The following is a 16,658-nucleotide window of genomic DNA, read 5'->3' on the forward strand; positions in this document are numbered from 1 at the left end:
GAATAACCATGATACCGCATGATACCGCATGATACCAAAGAATACTAAAATAAATATAATTAATTGAGTCTGTCGTTATTGTGAACATAAATTAATATAACTATCATTTAAGTAATTGTTTTCATAATGAATATTAGTATACTTTCAAATGAAATATGGTTGATATTTGATCACTGTACATTATTTCAACTTAGTAAAGCTGGCGCCTAAAAACGATGAATATTTCCAGATATGGTCAAAGATGCCCATTAAATCAGGATTACCTTGTGATGAAAGGGTGATTGCATGAAAGCGGTTTTTTTTCTTTTTTAATTTATGCACTTCAAAGGCTAAAACACTAGGCAGTTTTTGGGCAATAAAATCAGAAATAACTAACAGATCAGCATTTTTATACTCGCCATGTTTCATTAAATCTAACGATTGCTCAATCACCGGTTTTAAATCCGTTCCACCTCGAAAGCTAGCGGACAAAAAAGTGAGTATTGCACTTAATGTTGTCTCTTTGGTGACAGGGAAGGTGATCACTTGGCTCGAGAACATCATTAAATAACAGGCTCTTTTTTGTGAAAATGCTATTTGTGTTAATGCGTAACAAATTGATTTAGCCGTTAGCTCTGGTGTGCCTTGCATTGAACCTGAACTATCAATACACACAATAAAGGGGCCACCAACTTCGTCACCTTGTTGATCATTCGCTTGCTGAAAAGTCGTCTGTTTTTTATATTGCTGATCAGCGCCTTGATATTGATAAGAGAGCAAGTGGCGTTCAATATAACGCTTATAGAAAACAATTTCTAACTCAGGAAAACTGAGGTTAATAATTTCAGTTTGTAACATACGAGAGATTTCATTGCTATAACTCACGCCCTGCATCTCATCAGGCACATTGTCTTGATAGTTATCGTCTAATACCCACGTTTCCGTGCACTGAGGTGTTTTTTTTGTGCTGAGCTCCGACAAAGCCAGACGCCCTAACTGATTAGCGATGGTGACAATGGCTTTGTTCTTGGCTAAATTTTTTGAGAAGCGTTGTAACAAGGTAATATCAATATGGCTTAACTTACTTTGACTCAAATCCCATAGGCGCCCGACATCATCCAGTAACTCGCTATCAACAAGCTCATTTAATGTTTCTAGGTTTTCATGACGCTCTTTGAGCATGGTTAACAACGCTTCACGGCTTTCATCAATCAATTTCATTTGATATTGATAAACACTATTTTCAATGCATTGTTGCCACTGGTCATAAAAAATAATAGAAAAGTATTCATCACTCAACGCGCTGTTTTTTGTTACCAAATCACGCGCTTGTTCATGAAAGTCTGACTGCTCGGTTATTTTATCTAAGATAAAGTTTATTTTGCGACGCAGTTGTTCGGGGGTAAGTAAGTTAGAAGCTTCATAGAGGGTTATTTCTTGGCTTAAACACAGTGGTAACGGGTTATCTTCCAATAATGAAACAAGTTGCTCTTTCCATTCGTTAACACTGTTTTTTTCAGTTGCATTAGCCTTGCGACTATTCTCTGATATATCGATAAAGGCGTCATCAACAATGAACTTTACCGAACCTGTCATTCTTCGCCCTGACCCACATTGGTTGCCGTGATCTGAAGTCTTTCTTGAAACTCATCATTTTTATCTTGAACTGCATTCAGCGCTAGCGTCAATGATACTAAGCTTTTCTCGACACTTTCGATGAAATCATCTTCGACAAAAATATTATGGTTAATCGAACTGAAATCGATTTGATTTTTGATAATACGTTGCTTGAGATTAGCCATCTCTTCATTCAGCGCGGCTAATTTACTTAACCAATTATCTTTAATATCGACCGTTGGTTTATTAGTGATAGCCACCACAGGTATACCGTTATTAGCAAAATCATGTAATAAAAGATGTTGGTTTTCATCGATTGAAAAATTTAACCAAACATTGGTTTTGGCATTATTGATATACACTTTAATAAGGCCGGTACCGCTTTTTATTTTTTTCTGGAAGTGGTCTAAACCCACATAAACCGACTGCGCTTTTTCATCTACTTCTTTGTCTAATACTTTATATTCACCGATGACACACATTTTGAGCATATTAGGTATGCCATCAAAGGTATAGGTTTTGATATCTTCTAAATCCAACTTGTAACGCGTTTTAGTTAATACTAAATCTGAATTTAAACGGTTACCGATGCGATATTGAAAGTCAGCATCAAGCTCAATAATTTTTTGTTCAATGACATTGGTCGCTTCGGTGATTTCATCTTGATCACAAAAACGTTTAATGGCGAAGTCATGAAGAATATTAAAAATAGCTTTTTTAGAGTCTAAATCATGCCAAATACAATCTTTTAGAATAAACAGATCGGTTTCTGATATTTGATTACGGCCATTAAAATAAGCCGATGCTTGTAATAAACGAATGGCTTTTTTCCAACGACGGTCGGAAACATAAATGGCATGTTCGGTGTGATTTTCACCAGGGCTATTATTATCTAAGGATAGTTTTAGGTCGTAGATAAGTTCAAAACAGTGATCTGTTAAACCAACATCATTTATCTCTTTTTTCCACAATTCAAACTCTTCGTTAGAGACTTTTTTAAACTTGCCCGCCAGTTTTGCTTGTGGCTTTTGCATGAGCATCGCTTTGAAGTTTTTCTTATCTTGAATAGGCTCTAGGTATAAACGTAATAACATACGATCATACAGCGCTTCTAACCCTGAGTCTGCTCCCGGTAATTCATTAGAAGCAGAAACAAGTACTCGCATCGGTACTTTTTGATGATCGATACCGTTATGAAAGGTACGTTCATTGATAACTGTAAGCAGAGTATTAAGAATAGCGGGGCCAGCTTTCCAAATTTCATCAAGGAAAACAACTTTAGCTTCAGGTAAGTAACCCTCTGTTAAGCGAATATATTTACCTTCGTCTTTTAAGGCTTTGATCGACAGAGGGCCAAATATTTCTTCGGGCGTTGAAAAACGTGTCATTAAGTATTCGAAGTAACTTTCATCTTCAAATACATCAATCATTCTTTTTGCTATTAAGCTTTTAGCTATTCCAGGGGGACCTAATAAAAATATACTTTCACCACTTAACGCGGCTAATAAACATAATCGAATAGCATCACGACGTTCATAAACGCCATAGGAAAGGTGATCAATCAACGTCTCTATACGATTACTAATTGTATTATGAGCAATGGTCATACGTTGTTTATCCATAATTTTTTTTGAGAGGTGCGACTGTACATTAATCACTATCCTATGGATGCATTTAATTACATTTGTGTGGCGTAAGTAGTATTTCAATTGATGCTAAAAGGAGTACTTAATTATCAATAACCATAAAGTAGTAGTTATGATTAGAAGTCGCTAAACCTCGATTCAATGATTATTTCTTAATAGGGGGTAGTGGTCGTAATAAATTAAATATTTGAGAAAATATAACCAATTTTAAAGTAATAAAAAAAGCGGCGTGATGTAAATTAGGAACTTGTAATAACACTAAAAATAACACCATGACTAAGCTAACTTTACACACATAACCAATGACCATCGCCATATTACTTAAAGATTCATTCTTTGAACCCATAAATATAAATGAGAATTGGGTAAAAATAAACTGCGGCACAATAAAGACAACACCTCCTAATAAAGCTGAAACGGCAAGATGATCAACATCCATAAAGTGTGCCAAGGTCGATATAACAATAACTAATAAACATTGGCCCATTAACAGCCTTTTTACATGCTTTTTTAGTTTGATACCATGTGCTTGCATTAATTTCCTTTTTTATATTGAAAGCTGATAATTATTGATAGTAACAATAAAGGGGCTTTAAATCTTATTGATGATTAAATTACAGGCAAAAAAAAAGCGACTCTAAAGTCGCTTTTTTATACTAAATGATAAATATCACTTTCTGATTAGCTTGATAACGCGAAGCTGGGCAACAGCTTGAGCTAACTGCGCAGTCACAAGGGCATAATCCACATCCTGACCAGGATTTGAAATTTGTTCTTGTGCTGTACGTTTAGCTTCTTCCGCTTTAGCTTGATCAAGATCTACACCTCGAATAGCCGTATCAGCAAGAACAGTTACACCGCCTGGCTGTACTTCAAGAAAACCGCCAGAGATATAAATGACTTCTTCATCACCATTTTGTTTAACCAATTTAACCATTCCTGGTTTAATTGGGGTCAGTAAAGGTGTGTGACCAGGCATAATACCTAATTCACCTTCTTGACCTGATACTTGTAAATGCGAAACACGCCCTGAAAACAGAGAAATTTCAGCACTTACAACATCTAAATGTGTGGTCATTGCTTTAGTCATAATAAGCTCCCGCTATTACATTTTTTTAGCGTTTTCAACAGCTTCTTCAATTGCACCTACGTATAGGAACGCTTGCTCAGGGATATCATCGTAATCACCGGCGATTAAGCCTTTAAAGCCAGCTAATGTGTCTTTAAGTGGTACGTAGATACCTGGGTCACCTGTAAATACTTCAGCTACGTGGTAAGGCTGAGTAAGGAACTTCTCAACTTTACGCGCACGAGATACGATTTGCTTATCTTCTTCAGATAGCTCATCCATACCTAGGATAGCGATGATATCTTTAAGCTCTTTATAACGCTGTAAGATACCTTGCACGCCACGTGCAATATCGTAGTGCTCTTGGCCAACAACTAATGGATCAAGTTGACGAGAAGATGAATCTAACGGGTCAATCGCTGGGTATAAACCCATAGATGCGATATTACGGTTAAGTACAACTGTAGCGTCTAAATGAGCGAACGTTGTTGCAGGTGATGGATCTGTAATATCATCCGCAGGTACGTATACCGCTTGGATAGATGTGATAGAACCTGATTTAGTAGAGGTAATACGCTCTTGTAAAACACCCATCTCTTCAGCAAGTGTTGGTTGGTAACCAACGGCTGAAGGCATACGGCCTAATAGTGCTGATACTTCTGTTCCCGCTAGAGTATAACGGTAGATGTTATCAACAAATAAAAGTACGTCTTTACCTTCATCACGGAAGCGCTCAGCCATAGTCAAACCAGTCAGGGCAACACGTAAACGGTTTCCTGGAGGCTCGTTCATTTGGCCGTAAACCATTGCTACTTTCGATAATTCAGGATTTTCAACGTTAACAACGCCAGCTTCCTGCATTTCGTGGTAGAAATCGTTACCTTCACGTGTACGCTCACCAACACCAGCAAAAACAGACAAACCTGAATGTTTAAGTGCGATGTTATTGATAAGTTCCATCATGTTTACTGTTTTACCAACACCAGCACCACCGAATAGGCCGATTTTACCGCCTTTTGCGAATGGGCAGATAAGGTCGATTACTTTGATACCAACTTCAAGTGTATCATTTGATGCCGTTTGCTCTTCATAAGTAGGAGCTGCACGGTGAATCTCATAGTGCTCAGTTGCTTCAACTGGGCCACACTCATCAATTGGCTCACCCAATACATTCATGATACGGCCTAATGTAGCCGTACCAACAGGTACTGTGATTGCTCGTTTAGTATCAGTAACTTCTAAACCACGACTCAAACCTTCAGAAGCACCCATAGCGATACAACGAACAACGCCGCCGCCAATTTGTTGCTGTACTTCCATTACAAGGTTCTTTGCAGTCACGTTCAAAGCGCTGTATATGCTCGGTACACTTTCTTGTGGAAATTCAACATCCACAACAGAACCGATAATCTGTACGATTTTACCTGAACTCATCTCTGATCCTCTAAAATCTAATTTCTAATTATACCGCAGCCGCACCACCACAAATCTCAGATAATTCCTGAGTAATTGCAGCTTGACGTGCTTTATTGGCAACAAGTTGTAAATCATCAATCAAGTCACTGGCGTTGTCGGTTGCAGCTTTCATTGCAATCATACGAGAAACTTGCTCACAGGCTAAATTCTCAACAACACCTTGATATACCTGAGATTCAACATAACGAATTAATAATGCGTCCAAAATCACTTTTGGATCGCCTTCGTAAATGTAGTCCCAAAGATGTGTAGAAACTTCTTCATCATCTTCTGCTTTTGGCAGTGGTAATAACTGACTGATAGTAGGTTCTTGTACCATGGTACTAATGAATTTATTGCTCACTATGTACAAACGATCAAGTTTACCTTGGTCATAAGCATCTAACATAATTTTCACCGAACCGATTAAATCATTAACCGTTGGTGCATCACCCAAACCTGAAGTTTGAGCAATAACGTTAGCGCCTACGCTATTAAAGAATGCAGCAGCTTTTGAACCAATAACGGCGATATCAACTTCGATATCCGCTTCAGAATTCTGTTGCATTGCGGCAATAACGGGTTTAAATAAATTAATATTTAAACCACCACATAAACCACGATCACTTGAAATGACAATATAACCAACACGCTTTATCTCTCTTTCTTCGACATAAGGGTGTTTGTATTCAAGTTTACCAAGTGCGATATGACCAATCACTTTACGCATAGTTTCAGCATAAGCATGAGTACTAGACATACGCACTTGCGCACGTCGCATCTTCGATGCTGCAACCATTTCCATGGCGCCAGTGATCTTTTGAGTGTTTTTAACACTCGCGATCTTATTTCTAATTTCTTTATCGCCGGCCATCTCTAACTCCTAATTAATGCTTAATTAACGACTAATGCCGTTAACTAATTACCAGGTTTGCGTTGCAACGAAAGATTCTAAAAGTGACTTAAATTGCCCTTCGATCTCTTTGTTGTAATCACCAGATGCATTAATTTGAGCATAGAATTCAGCATGCTCAGTTTTAGCGTAAGAGATTAGTGATGCTTCAAAGTCTAATACTTTTTCAACATCGACATCATTTAAGAAGCCTTTCTCTGCAGCAAATAGTGATAACGCTTGTTCAACAACTGACATAGGAGCATATTGTTTTTGCTTCATTAATTCAGTTACTTTTTTACCATGGTCTAGCTGTTTACGTGTCGCTTCATCTAAGTCAGATGCGAACTGTGCAAACGCTGCTAATTCACGGTATTGCGCTAGTGCAGTACGAATACCACCAGAAAGCTTTTTAATCACTTTACACTGAGCAGCACCACCAACACGTGATACAGAGATACCTGGATCAACGGCTGGACGAATACCATTATTGAAAAGTTCAGTCGTTAAGAAGATCTGACCATCAGTAATAGAAATTACGTTAGTGGGTACGAATGCAGATACATCGCCCGCTTGTGTTTCGATGATTGGTAATGCTGTTAAAGAACCAGTTTTACCTTTCACTGCGCCTTTAGTGAATGTTTCTACATAATGCTCGCTTACACGAGATGCACGTTCAAGAAGACGTGAATGAAGGTAGAAAACATCACCAGGGTATGCTTCACGACCAGGTGGACGTTTAAGCAATAGTGAAATTTGACGGTAAGCAACAGCTTGCTTAGAAAGATCATCGTATACAATCAGTGCATCTTCACCGCGGTCGCGGAAGTATTCACCCATTGAACAACCAGCATATGGTGCTAGGTATTGTAGTGCAGCCGCTTCAGAAGCAGAGGCAACAACAATGATTGTATTTTCTAATGCGCCATGTTCTTCAAGTTTACGTACTACGTTTGCAATAGTTGACGCTTTTTGGCCAATTGCTACGTAGATTGAGTATAAACCCGTTGTTTTTTGGCTAATGATTGAATCAATCGCAATAGCAGTTTTACCTACTTGACGGTCACCGATGATAAGTTCACGTTGACCACGACCGATTGGAATCATTGAATCAATTGATTTCCAGCCAGTTTGAACTGGTTGGTCAACTGATTTACGATCGATTACACCAGGTGCGATTACTTCGATAGGAGAGTAACCGTCATTTTCAATCGGGCCTTTTCCATCAATAGGCTCACCCATTGTATTTACAACACGACCAAGAAGACCTTTACCTACAGGTACTTCAAGAATACGACCAGTAGATTTAACTTTTTGGCCTTCTTTTAGATCGCGGTATGGTCCCATTACTACTGCACCAACCGAGTCGCGCTCGAGGTTTAGTGCCATAGCAAAGCTACCATTTGGTAATTCGATCATCTCACCCTGCATACATTCAGCAAGGCCATTGATACGAATAATACCATCGCTTACAGAAACGATTGTACCTTCATTACGCGCTTCGCTTACCGCTTCAAATTTTTCAATTCGTTGCTTGATAAGATCGCTAATTTCAGTGGAATTCAGTTGCATGCTCTAACTTCCCATTAAGACTGTAAAGTATCTGATAAACGATTTAGTTGGCCGATAGCAGTGCTATCAATAACTAGATCACCCGCTGTAATCACCATTCCGGCAATCAGCGCTTTATCAATACTACAATTTAGGTTTACTTTTCGTGCGAGGCGTTTTTCTAACGATTTGCTCAACTCATCTTTTTGCTTTTTAGACAGGGCATAAGCAGAAACAACAATTACGTCGACTTCTTTGTTATGCGCTGTTACTAATTCAGCATAGAGTTGCGCTACGTGAGGTAAAATGCTCAAACGTCCATTTTCAGCCATTATATTAATTAAGTTTTGACCACTTTTATCAAGTCGATCATCACATATATTAATTAATACAGCAGCCAGTTCTTGCGTTGTTTTCGTGCCAGATAACATTGCTGCAATTGTTGGGTTAGCAACAACTTCAGCAGCAAAAAACAACATTTCAGACCAAGCTTCAATGTTGTTATTATCAACAGCAAGTTCAAAAGTAGCTCTTGCGTAAGGGCGAGCTACAGTAGTCAATTCAGACATAAGCTCGTTCCTTATAGTTCAGCAACTAATTGATCGATAATGTCGCTATTCGCTTCTTTATCGATAGAACGCTTAATAATTTTCTCAGCACCAGCAATAGCAAGAGTAGAAACTTGTTGACGTAACTCTTCACGAGCACGACTACGTTCACCTTCAACTTCAGCTTCACCCTGTGCAACGATTTTCGCGCGTTCAGATTCTGCTTCGGCTTTTGCTTCATCAACAATTTGAGCGCGACGCTTGTTAGCTTGCTCAATAATCTCTGCTGCTTGTGTTTTAGCTTCTTTTAACTTTTCAACTGCTTTAGCTTGCGCTAATTCAAGATCTTTTCCGGCACGTTCAGCTTGCGTCAAACCATCAGAAATTTTCTTTTGTCTATCTTCAATAGCAGCAATCAATGGTGGCCACACAAACTTCATGCAGAACCAAACAAACAATGCAAATGCAATCGCTTGGCCAAATAGAGTGGCATTAATATTCATAACCGATCCTCAATAATTTGTTAATTAGGAACTGTTAATTAGCCTTGTAGTAGACCTACAAACGGGTTTGCAAATACAAAGAAAAGTGCAACACCAACTGCGATCATAGAGATAGCATCAAGTAGACCAGCTACGATGAACATTTTAACTTGAAGTGCTGGAGCCATTTCAGGTTGGCGAGCAGAAGCTTCTAGAAATTTACCACCTAAAATAGCAAAACCAATTGCAGTACCAAATGCAGCGACACCGATCATGAACGCAACAGATAGAGCAGTAAATCCGATTACAGTTTCCATTTTTTTCTCCGAGATAGTTAAATTATATAAATTAAATAGTGTAAAAATTAGTGATCTTCATGTGCCATGCTGAGGTATACAACACTTAACATCATGAAAATAAATGCCTGTAACAAAATAACCAAAATATGGAAGATAGCCCACGGCACATATAGTGCAGACTGAGCCCACCAAGGGGTTAATGCTATCAGGATAAATATCAACTCACCTGAGTACATATTACCAAACAGACGAAGCGCTAACGAAATAGGCTTCGCAATCAATGTTACAAATTCCAATACAAAGTTGAAAGGAATCATTGTCCAATGATTGAATGGTTGCATTGTGAGTTCTTTTACAAACCCAGATAAACCTTTGATCTTAATACTGTAAAAAACAATCATTACAAATACACTTAGAGATAAACCTAAAGTAATATTTAAATCGGTTGTTGGTACAATTTTAAGGTAAGGAACACCTAATATGAGACTGGCAGCTGTAGGTACAAAATCAACAGGTATTAGATCCATCGTATTCATTAGGATAATCCAAACGAATAACGTTAGCGCTAATGGTGCAACGGCTGTGCTACTACGACCGTGAAACGATCCTTTAACAGAGCCATCGACAAGTTCAATGACCATTTCAATTAAACATTGAAACTTGCCAGGAACTCCTGTTGTTGCTTTCTTTCCGACCATATAAAACAGTCCTAAGAAAAGCGCGCCTAAGCCAACAGAAAACAGTAATGAGTCAACATGCCACGTCCAAAATCCAGCGTCAGCACAGGCATAATTCCATGCTATGTCACCATTAACTGTACACATTTGTGCATTAGTTAAATGATGTTGGATATATTCAGTTGGAGTTGATGCCATTTGTCATTCCGTTATGTTGTTTAAAAAAGAAAAAGGCTAATGATTGTGAAGCTATAAGTAGTGAAAATGAAATATAAAACGCCATTAATGATAACGAGTCATCTCTCAAAAACAGGACCAATAGGATCATAACTAAAAATATTTTCAACGCCTCTCCCACATAAAACCCCTGAAGTACAATTTTCGATTTTCTGGCACCTGCGTGAGCAAATGACATAAAAACAAAAATGAAATTAGGGAACAAAAAAGTGAAACCGCCAACTAACGCAGAATAACCGGCGTTAGTGTTAAATAACACTGTTGAAATCAGTGCAATCATTAGCACAATAAATAATTGAAAAGCTATCAATCTAAGCCCTGATTTGAGACCTTTTTTTGCTAGTTTATCAATCACTGTGATTTCCTTTTACTATTCAATTTGTGACAAAAAAGTGTCATTTATTAACAACTTTTATGACCCAGATTAAAACATGCGCAAATTATACTGACAATGTGGCCCAATGCAATATATGCGGTCATTTGTTGCAACTTATTTTTGCGATAGGTCATAGTTTTAAAATTTAAAAAAAAGGATTTATTTGTCAAACAAATAGATCCTTGATTATTTTCTGACATCAATAGTTATTGATCTCTATCAACAATTTCTAGCAACGAATCCAAATCAGAAAGCGTGTCGTAATTAATAATTAATTTACCAGCCCCTTTTTTGCCTGTTTTGGCGCTCACTGTTAAACCAAACTTTTTTTCAAAAGTATTTATAATATGAACATACTCATCACAAAGAGGTAGTTCATCTTTTGCTATCTGAGGATTAAGTGACTTTTTGACGAGCTTTTCTGTTTCTCTTACTGTTAATGATTTTTCAGCAACTATTTTTGCTAATGCAGATTGTTTATCTGTTTCGCTGCTTAATAATGCACGTGCATGGCCCATTTCGATATCGCCTTGCTCCAGTAATACTTTTACATCTTCGTTTAAATTGTTTAAACGCAGTAGATTACTGACCGTTGTACGCGATTTTCCAACCGCAGTAGCGACTTCATTATGGGTAAGCTCAAACTCTTCTAATAAACGCTTATAAGCAATCGCTTCTTCCATCGCATTAAGGTTTTCACGCTGTATATTTTCAATCAAAGCGATGGCAATAGCGGCGTTATCTTCAACATTCTTAATCAGGCATGGCACACTTTCTAAACCCACTTTTTTGGCCGCGCGCCAGCGACGTTCACCAGCAATAATTTCATATTTTTGATGACCGGTTTCTCTAACTACAATTGGCTGAATAATACCTTGAGCATGAATGGAATTTGCTAACTCTTCTAATGCAGATTCAGACATATCACGTCTAGGTTGATATTTACCTGGCTGTAATTGCTGAATATTAAGATCTTGCAATGCACCTTTAACATCATCGACGAGTTGTTGCGTTTTTTGCGCGTTGAAGTCATGTGAGACTTGTTTATTACGATTTTCAGTACTGCTACTCAATAAAGAATCTAGCCCTTTACCTAAGCCTCTTTTTTTTCCTAACATGTCTTATCCTAATTACGCGCTTTCTACACTAACCGACTTGCACTGTTCTTCACGGCGCAAAATTTCACCCGCTAATGCAAGATAAGCTTTAGCGCCCGTTGATGATTTATCATAATACATAACAGGAGAGCCAAAACTAGGCGCTTCTGCGAGTCGAATATTACGAGGAATAATGGTGCGATATACTTTTTCACCAAAATGCTTTTTAAGTTGATCTGATACATCTGAAGAGAGGCGATTACGTGGATCATACATAGTACGTAAGATCCCTTCGATTTTTAGATCGGCATTAACCACTGCGGCTAGTTTACTGATGGTATCAACCAATGCCGTTAACCCTTCTAATGCGTAATACTCGCATTGCATCGGTACTAGCACCGAATCAGCGGCGCTCATGGCATTAATGGTGAGCATATTTAATGAGGGAGGGCAGTCGATAAAGATATAGTCGTATTGGTCTCTATAAGCTTTTAATGCATTGCATAAACGCATTTCACGCGAGAACAGCGACATTAATTTAACTTCAGCGGCTGTTACATCACTATTGGCAGCAACAAGATCATAACCGCCTGAGGTTTCTTTTTCGATGACTTTATCTAAAGGAAGGTCGTCAATTAATAGGTCATAGGCACTATGCGCAACCTCGTATTTATCAATGCCACTGCCCATGGTTGCATTGCCTTGCGGATCTAAATCTATCAGCAGTACTTTACGCTTAGTAGCGGCCATAGAGGCAGCTAGGTTAACGCAAGTTGTTGTTTTACCTACGCCACCTTTTTGGTTTGCAACTGCAATTATTTTACCCACGAATACCTACTTAAATTTATTGGTTATAAGGCTAAACTCGCCTGTTGGCTTTGCAATTACGTTACCTACGTACACCTATTTAATTATGAAACGAGTTCTATTTTCACTAAGCAACGTTCACCGTCAAGGTTAGGTACCTTTAATGCGATTGATTCGATGAATTTAAATTTATCATCAAGTGCTGTAATTTCTTTTTTTGGAAGTTGTCCTTTCAATGCAAGAAAGTGACCGCTTTCATTAGGCAGGTGTTTACACCAAAAAAGCATATCTTCTAATGAAGCAAAGGCACGACTTAAGACCACATCGAACTTTTCTTCTGGTTGATACTCTTCAACGCGACTCTGAACAAATTCAACGTTTTTAAGGCCTAACTCTAAGACTGCTTGACGTATAAAACGTAATCTTTTACCTAAGCTATCTAATAAAACAAATTGTTTATCAGGATTTAAAATAGCTAAGGGTAGTCCTGGTAAACCAGGCCCTGTTCCAACATCGATCAGACGCTTACCTTGCAGGTAAGGGGAGACAACTATACTGTCCATAATATGTTTGACAAGCATTTGCTGCGGATCTCTTACTGAAGTGAGATTGTACGCTTTATTCCACTTAGCCAGTAACTCAACTAATTGAATTAACTTGTTTTGTTGTTCGATAGGAAGCGTTAACTCTGTATCAGCAAGCATCGCTTGAAGTTGTTCTAATAAACTCATTTTATACTGCCTTACGTCTTAGACCGTTTTTCTTTAAATATATCAATAATATAGAGATAGCTGCTGGGGTAATACCTGAAATACGAGAAGCTTGACCAATGCTTTCTGGTCTTATCTCTGTTAGCTTACTCACTACTTCATTAGATAAACCTTTGATTTCAGAGTAATTAAGATCAATCGGTAAGATCGTATCTTCGTAACGTTTCAGTTTTGCTATTTCATCAAGTTGTCTATCAATATAACCTTGATATTTAATTTTAATTTCAACTTGTTCTGCTGCTTGTCCATCTTCAATACCAGGGCCTAAACCTTCGATTTTCATTAGGTCGCGATAATTAACTTCCGGACGACGGATCATTGCTTCTAATGTACTTTCACGTTGCATAGGCTGTTTAAGTAATTCATTTATCTGCGCAGCATTAACAGAGTTTGGATTAACCCACTGTCCTTTTAAGCGCTGGCTTTCAATTTCAACAGCTTCCTGTTTTTCGCTAAATGCTTTCCAACGGATATCATCAACGAGACCTAATTCACGGCCTTTAGCTGTTAAACGCGCATCGGCATTGTCTTCACGTAGCAATAAACGGTATTCCGCACGGCTGGTAAACATACGGTAAGGTTCTTTTGTACCCAGTGTCGAAAGATCGTCGACTAATACGCCTGTGTAAGCTTCATCACGACGAGGACACCAACCTTCTTTATCCTGAACTTGTAAGCCTGCGTTTAGGCCTGCTAGTAGACCCTGTGCACCGGCTTCTTCGTAGCCTGTTGTACCGTTGATTTGTCCAGCAAAGAACAAACCTGCAATATATTTACTTTCAAGTGTTGATTTAAGATCGCGTGGATCAAAATAATCATATTCAATCGCGTAACCAGGTCGAGTAACAAAGGCATTTTCAAAACCTTTCATTGAACGAATAAACTCGATTTGTACATCAAACGGTAAACTAGTTGAAATACCGTTAGGGTAAATTTCATGTGTTGTTAAACCTTCAGGCTCAACAAATATCTGATGTGATTTTTTATCTGCAAAACGCATCACTTTATCTTCGATAGAAGGGCAGTAGCGTGGACCAATACCATCAATAACACCGGTATACATTGGGCTTCTGTCTAAACTACCACGAATAATATCGTGTGTTTTTTCATTGGTATGCGTGATGTAACAAGGTATTTGACGAGGGTGATCGCTCTTTTTCCCTAAAAATGAAAAAGTAGGGATTGGCGTATCACCGTGTTGAACTTCTAATTGAGAAAAATCAATAGATCGTGCATCGATACGTGCTGGTGTACCCGTTTTTAAACGGCCTGTACGAATTGGTAGATCTTTTAAACGCGCCGCTAAGCCAATAGAAGCTGGGTCGCCTGCACGGCCACCGCTGTAATTCTTCATACCGATATGTATTAATCCGTTTAAAAATGTTCCTACGGTTAACACAACGGTTTTAGCTGAAAACTTAACACCCATTTTAGTGATAACACCGCTAACGCGATCATTTTCAACTACCAGGTCTTCAACTTCCTGTTGGAATATTTTTAAGTTTTCTTGGTTTTCTAATTTTTCACGAATAGCCGCTTTGTATAACAAGCGATCGGCTTGTGCACGTGTTGCACGAACAGCTGGGCCCTTACTTGCATTTAGCGTTCTGAATTGAATACCACCCTTGTCAGTTGCACTAGCCATCAATCCGCCAAGTGCATCAATTTCCTTCACCAAATGTCCTTTACCAATCCCGCCAATAGCTGGATTACATGACATCTGGCCAAGTGTCTCAATGTTATGTGTTAGCAATAACGTATTCATACCCATGCGTGCTGCTGAAGCGGCTGCTTCTGTACCTGCATGGCCACCGCCAATAACAATCACATCAAAATGTTCGTGGTAATTCATTTTTCTTCCAAAATCACTGTTAAAAATAAAAAACATATTTTACCTACTTCCGATCAAATATGACACTACTAAGATCGAAACACTAGTATTAGTAGTATATATAGATCTTTAAAGATCTTTTATTACTATACTTATTAAGCAATTGAAATTCTGTGTAAAAGTGGGATTAGATCTTAAAGATCAGGATCTTAAGTTAGATCTGGAGTTGTGCGCAGTTGTGGATCTATTTGGGGTTAACAAGGGGATACTTTGGCTACTTATGCACAGGTAAAATTAACCACAGGTTTGCACATAGTTTAAACATATCTCACTAACGAGTTATAAATACTTTATGCACAAACTGCTGTGGGTAACTAATAACGTACTAATCGATCAATTCGTTTAGATCTTCAATCAAAAGAGGGATCCAATCAGCGATACGATCCTCTGGCATTGGATGTACAACCACGTCAATTTCTAAGCGATCTCCAATGCGTTGTGCACCCATCTCTTCTAAAATGTAATCGAGGTTTTTAGCTGCTTCACAAAAAGTATCATAGTTAGAATCACCAATACCTACGATCGCATATCGAACGCCATCTAAAGGCGCATTAACCTGTTGTAATTGATCAACAAAGTCTTTGAAGTTTTCAGGGTAATCGCCAGCGCCATGTGTCGCTAAACAAACCAACCAAATTTGCTCTTCTTGTAATGACATCTCATTTAAGTCTGGTTCAAGATGCAAGTCCGTATCAAAAAAGGCCTCTTCTAATAACGTTTGCGCAGCCTCAGCTACATACTCTGTACCGCCTAATGTACTACCTACTAAAATTTCAATCTGACTCATCATATTCTCCATTAAGTTTTTCCCTACTATATAGGTAAAAATAAAATAGGAAACAAATGGCGTAGATATCAGAGAGGCTTAAGAATATAACGAGTTGGAATTACATAAGAAACGCTAGCTAGTGCCAGTGCTAACCAATACTACTTATAAATTACCTTTCCCTACTGGGGACAAGCTCGCGTCTTGCTAGAAGGTCTACGTAGTTAACCCTTCGATAAGATAGGTTACCTTAATGTTGTGTCTTGCCCTGGTTCGAGCTTGTGTTTGGCAAAGCATCTAGAGGTAACATGAGTAATAACTACATTTTAGAAGCTCAATTGCGCTTTATAGACTGTTATAGTGCAATTTAAATACAGTTTGTTGGTTAATTAATCACTCAGTCATTAAATTGAAATAAACAGTAAATAAACGCTTGCCAATGCTCGCGCAATCCCTATAATGCGACCCCACAGACAAGGCAACTAACGAAAGTTAATTG

General features: G+C 38.3%; 17 protein-coding genes. All 17 read right to left on the bottom strand.

What is annotated here, in order from left to right; genetic code table 11:
• Positions 1-180: 180 nt before the first annotated feature.
• Entirely contained in the window at positions 181-1,575 is a 1,395-nt protein-coding gene (locus CXF74_RS05015; RefSeq protein ID WP_101081295.1) for a VWA domain-containing protein, read from the bottom strand.
• Complete coding sequence (locus tag CXF74_RS05020) at positions 1,572-3,218, bottom strand: AAA family ATPase (protein WP_232772441.1); 1,647 nt, start codon at positions 3,216-3,218, stop codon at positions 1,572-1,574. The genes CXF74_RS05015 and CXF74_RS05020 overlap by 4 nt, the downstream gene beginning before the upstream one ends.
• Before the next feature lie 169 nt (positions 3,219-3,387).
• Positions 3,388-3,777 carry an ATP synthase subunit I gene (locus tag CXF74_RS05025; RefSeq protein ID WP_101081296.1) on the bottom strand — a complete coding sequence of 130 codons (390 nt, stop codon included), beginning with the start codon at positions 3,775-3,777 and terminating at the stop codon, positions 3,388-3,390.
• Positions 3,778-3,912: 135 nt separating this feature from the next.
• Positions 3,913-4,332, bottom strand: a complete 420-nt coding sequence (locus CXF74_RS05030) for a F0F1 ATP synthase subunit epsilon (RefSeq protein WP_101081297.1) — start codon at positions 4,330-4,332, stop codon at positions 3,913-3,915.
• A gap of 15 nt (positions 4,333-4,347) precedes the next feature.
• Positions 4,348-5,745, bottom strand: coding sequence for a F0F1 ATP synthase subunit beta (gene atpD / locus CXF74_RS05035; protein WP_101081298.1), 1,398 nt, complete (start codon positions 5,743-5,745; stop codon positions 4,348-4,350).
• Between the two features lie 28 nt (positions 5,746-5,773).
• Positions 5,774-6,640 carry a F0F1 ATP synthase subunit gamma gene (gene atpG / locus CXF74_RS05040; protein WP_101081299.1) on the bottom strand — a complete coding sequence of 289 codons (867 nt, stop codon included), beginning with the start codon at positions 6,638-6,640 and terminating at the stop codon, positions 5,774-5,776.
• A 48-nt stretch (positions 6,641-6,688) separates the two neighbouring features.
• Complete coding sequence (gene atpA / locus CXF74_RS05045) at positions 6,689-8,230, bottom strand: F0F1 ATP synthase subunit alpha (protein WP_101081300.1); 1,542 nt, start codon at positions 8,228-8,230, stop codon at positions 6,689-6,691.
• A gap of 14 nt (positions 8,231-8,244) precedes the next feature.
• Entirely contained in the window at positions 8,245-8,778 is a 534-nt protein-coding gene (gene atpH / locus CXF74_RS05050) for a F0F1 ATP synthase subunit delta (RefSeq protein WP_101081301.1), read from the bottom strand.
• Positions 8,779-8,789: 11 nt separating this feature from the next.
• The gene (atpF, locus tag CXF74_RS05055) at positions 8,790-9,260 is read right to left on the bottom strand and encodes a F0F1 ATP synthase subunit B (RefSeq protein ID WP_101081302.1); all 471 of its coding nucleotides are present in this window, start codon (positions 9,258-9,260) and stop codon (positions 8,790-8,792) included.
• Between the two features lie 38 nt (positions 9,261-9,298).
• The gene (atpE, locus tag CXF74_RS05060) at positions 9,299-9,556 is read right to left on the bottom strand and encodes a F0F1 ATP synthase subunit C (protein WP_101081303.1); all 258 of its coding nucleotides are present in this window, start codon (positions 9,554-9,556) and stop codon (positions 9,299-9,301) included.
• Between the two features lie 47 nt (positions 9,557-9,603).
• Entirely contained in the window at positions 9,604-10,413 is an 810-nt protein-coding gene (atpB, locus tag CXF74_RS05065; RefSeq protein WP_101081304.1) for a F0F1 ATP synthase subunit A, read from the bottom strand.
• On the bottom strand, positions 10,394-10,807 hold the full coding sequence (locus CXF74_RS05070; RefSeq protein WP_101081305.1) for an ATP synthase subunit I: 414 nt from the start codon (positions 10,805-10,807) through the stop codon (positions 10,394-10,396). Before CXF74_RS05070 ends, atpB begins: the two co-directional genes overlap by 20 nt.
• A 227-nt stretch (positions 10,808-11,034) precedes the next feature.
• On the bottom strand, positions 11,035-11,946 hold the full coding sequence (locus tag CXF74_RS05075) for a ParB/RepB/Spo0J family partition protein (protein ID WP_101081306.1): 912 nt from the start codon (positions 11,944-11,946) through the stop codon (positions 11,035-11,037).
• 12 nt (positions 11,947-11,958) lie between these two features.
• A complete protein-coding gene (locus CXF74_RS05080) occupies positions 11,959-12,753 on the bottom strand; it encodes a ParA family protein (RefSeq protein WP_101081307.1) in 795 nt (264 codons plus the stop codon).
• 83 nt (positions 12,754-12,836) lie between these two features.
• Positions 12,837-13,463, bottom strand: coding sequence for a 16S rRNA (guanine(527)-N(7))-methyltransferase RsmG (gene rsmG, locus CXF74_RS05085; protein WP_101081308.1), 627 nt, complete (start codon positions 13,461-13,463; stop codon positions 12,837-12,839).
• A 1-nt stretch (position 13,464) separates the two neighbouring features.
• Entirely contained in the window at positions 13,465-15,354 is a 1,890-nt protein-coding gene (mnmG, locus tag CXF74_RS05090; protein WP_101081320.1) for a tRNA uridine-5-carboxymethylaminomethyl(34) synthesis enzyme MnmG, read from the bottom strand.
• A 364-nt stretch (positions 15,355-15,718) separates the two neighbouring features.
• The gene (gene mioC, locus CXF74_RS05095; RefSeq protein WP_101081309.1) at positions 15,719-16,180 is read right to left on the bottom strand and encodes an FMN-binding protein MioC; all 462 of its coding nucleotides are present in this window, start codon (positions 16,178-16,180) and stop codon (positions 15,719-15,721) included.
• Positions 16,181-16,658 lie beyond the last annotated feature (478 nt).

The organism is Psychromonas sp. Urea-02u-13, assembly GCF_002835995.1.
Classification (GTDB): Bacteria; Pseudomonadota; Gammaproteobacteria; order Enterobacterales; family Psychromonadaceae; genus Psychromonas.

What these genes read in the sequence shown, in the direction of transcription:
- CXF74_RS05015 (WP_101081295.1), bottom strand. Translation starts at nt 1,575, where the DNA reads ATGACAGGTTCGGTAAAGTTCATTGTTGATGACGCCTTTATCGATATA.
- CXF74_RS05020 (WP_232772441.1), bottom strand. Translation starts at nt 3,218, where the DNA reads ATGGATAAACAACGTATGACCATTGCTCATAATACAATTAGTAATCGT.
- CXF74_RS05025 (WP_101081296.1), bottom strand. Translation starts at nt 3,777, where the DNA reads ATGCAAGCACATGGTATCAAACTAAAAAAGCATGTAAAAAGGCTGTTA.
- CXF74_RS05030 (WP_101081297.1), bottom strand. Translation starts at nt 4,332, where the DNA reads ATGACTAAAGCAATGACCACACATTTAGATGTTGTAAGTGCTGAAATT.
- atpD (WP_101081298.1), bottom strand. Translation starts at nt 5,745, where the DNA reads ATGAGTTCAGGTAAAATCGTACAGATTATCGGTTCTGTTGTGGATGTT.
- atpG (WP_101081299.1), bottom strand. Translation starts at nt 6,640, where the DNA reads ATGGCCGGCGATAAAGAAATTAGAAATAAGATCGCGAGTGTTAAAAAC.
- atpA (WP_101081300.1), bottom strand. Translation starts at nt 8,230, where the DNA reads ATGCAACTGAATTCCACTGAAATTAGCGATCTTATCAAGCAACGAATT.
- atpH (WP_101081301.1), bottom strand. Translation starts at nt 8,778, where the DNA reads ATGTCTGAATTGACTACTGTAGCTCGCCCTTACGCAAGAGCTACTTTT.
- atpF (WP_101081302.1), bottom strand. Translation starts at nt 9,260, where the DNA reads ATGAATATTAATGCCACTCTATTTGGCCAAGCGATTGCATTTGCATTG.
- atpE (WP_101081303.1), bottom strand. Translation starts at nt 9,556, where the DNA reads ATGGAAACTGTAATCGGATTTACTGCTCTATCTGTTGCGTTCATGATC.
- atpB (WP_101081304.1), bottom strand. Translation starts at nt 10,413, where the DNA reads ATGGCATCAACTCCAACTGAATATATCCAACATCATTTAACTAATGCA.
- CXF74_RS05075 (WP_101081306.1), bottom strand. Translation starts at nt 11,946, where the DNA reads ATGTTAGGAAAAAAAAGAGGCTTAGGTAAAGGGCTAGATTCTTTATTG.
- rsmG (WP_101081308.1), bottom strand. Translation starts at nt 13,463, where the DNA reads ATGAGTTTATTAGAACAACTTCAAGCGATGCTTGCTGATACAGAGTTA.
- mnmG (WP_101081320.1), bottom strand. Translation starts at nt 15,354, where the DNA reads ATGAATTACCACGAACATTTTGATGTGATTGTTATTGGCGGTGGCCAT.
- mioC (WP_101081309.1), bottom strand. Translation starts at nt 16,180, where the DNA reads ATGAGTCAGATTGAAATTTTAGTAGGTAGTACATTAGGCGGTACAGAG.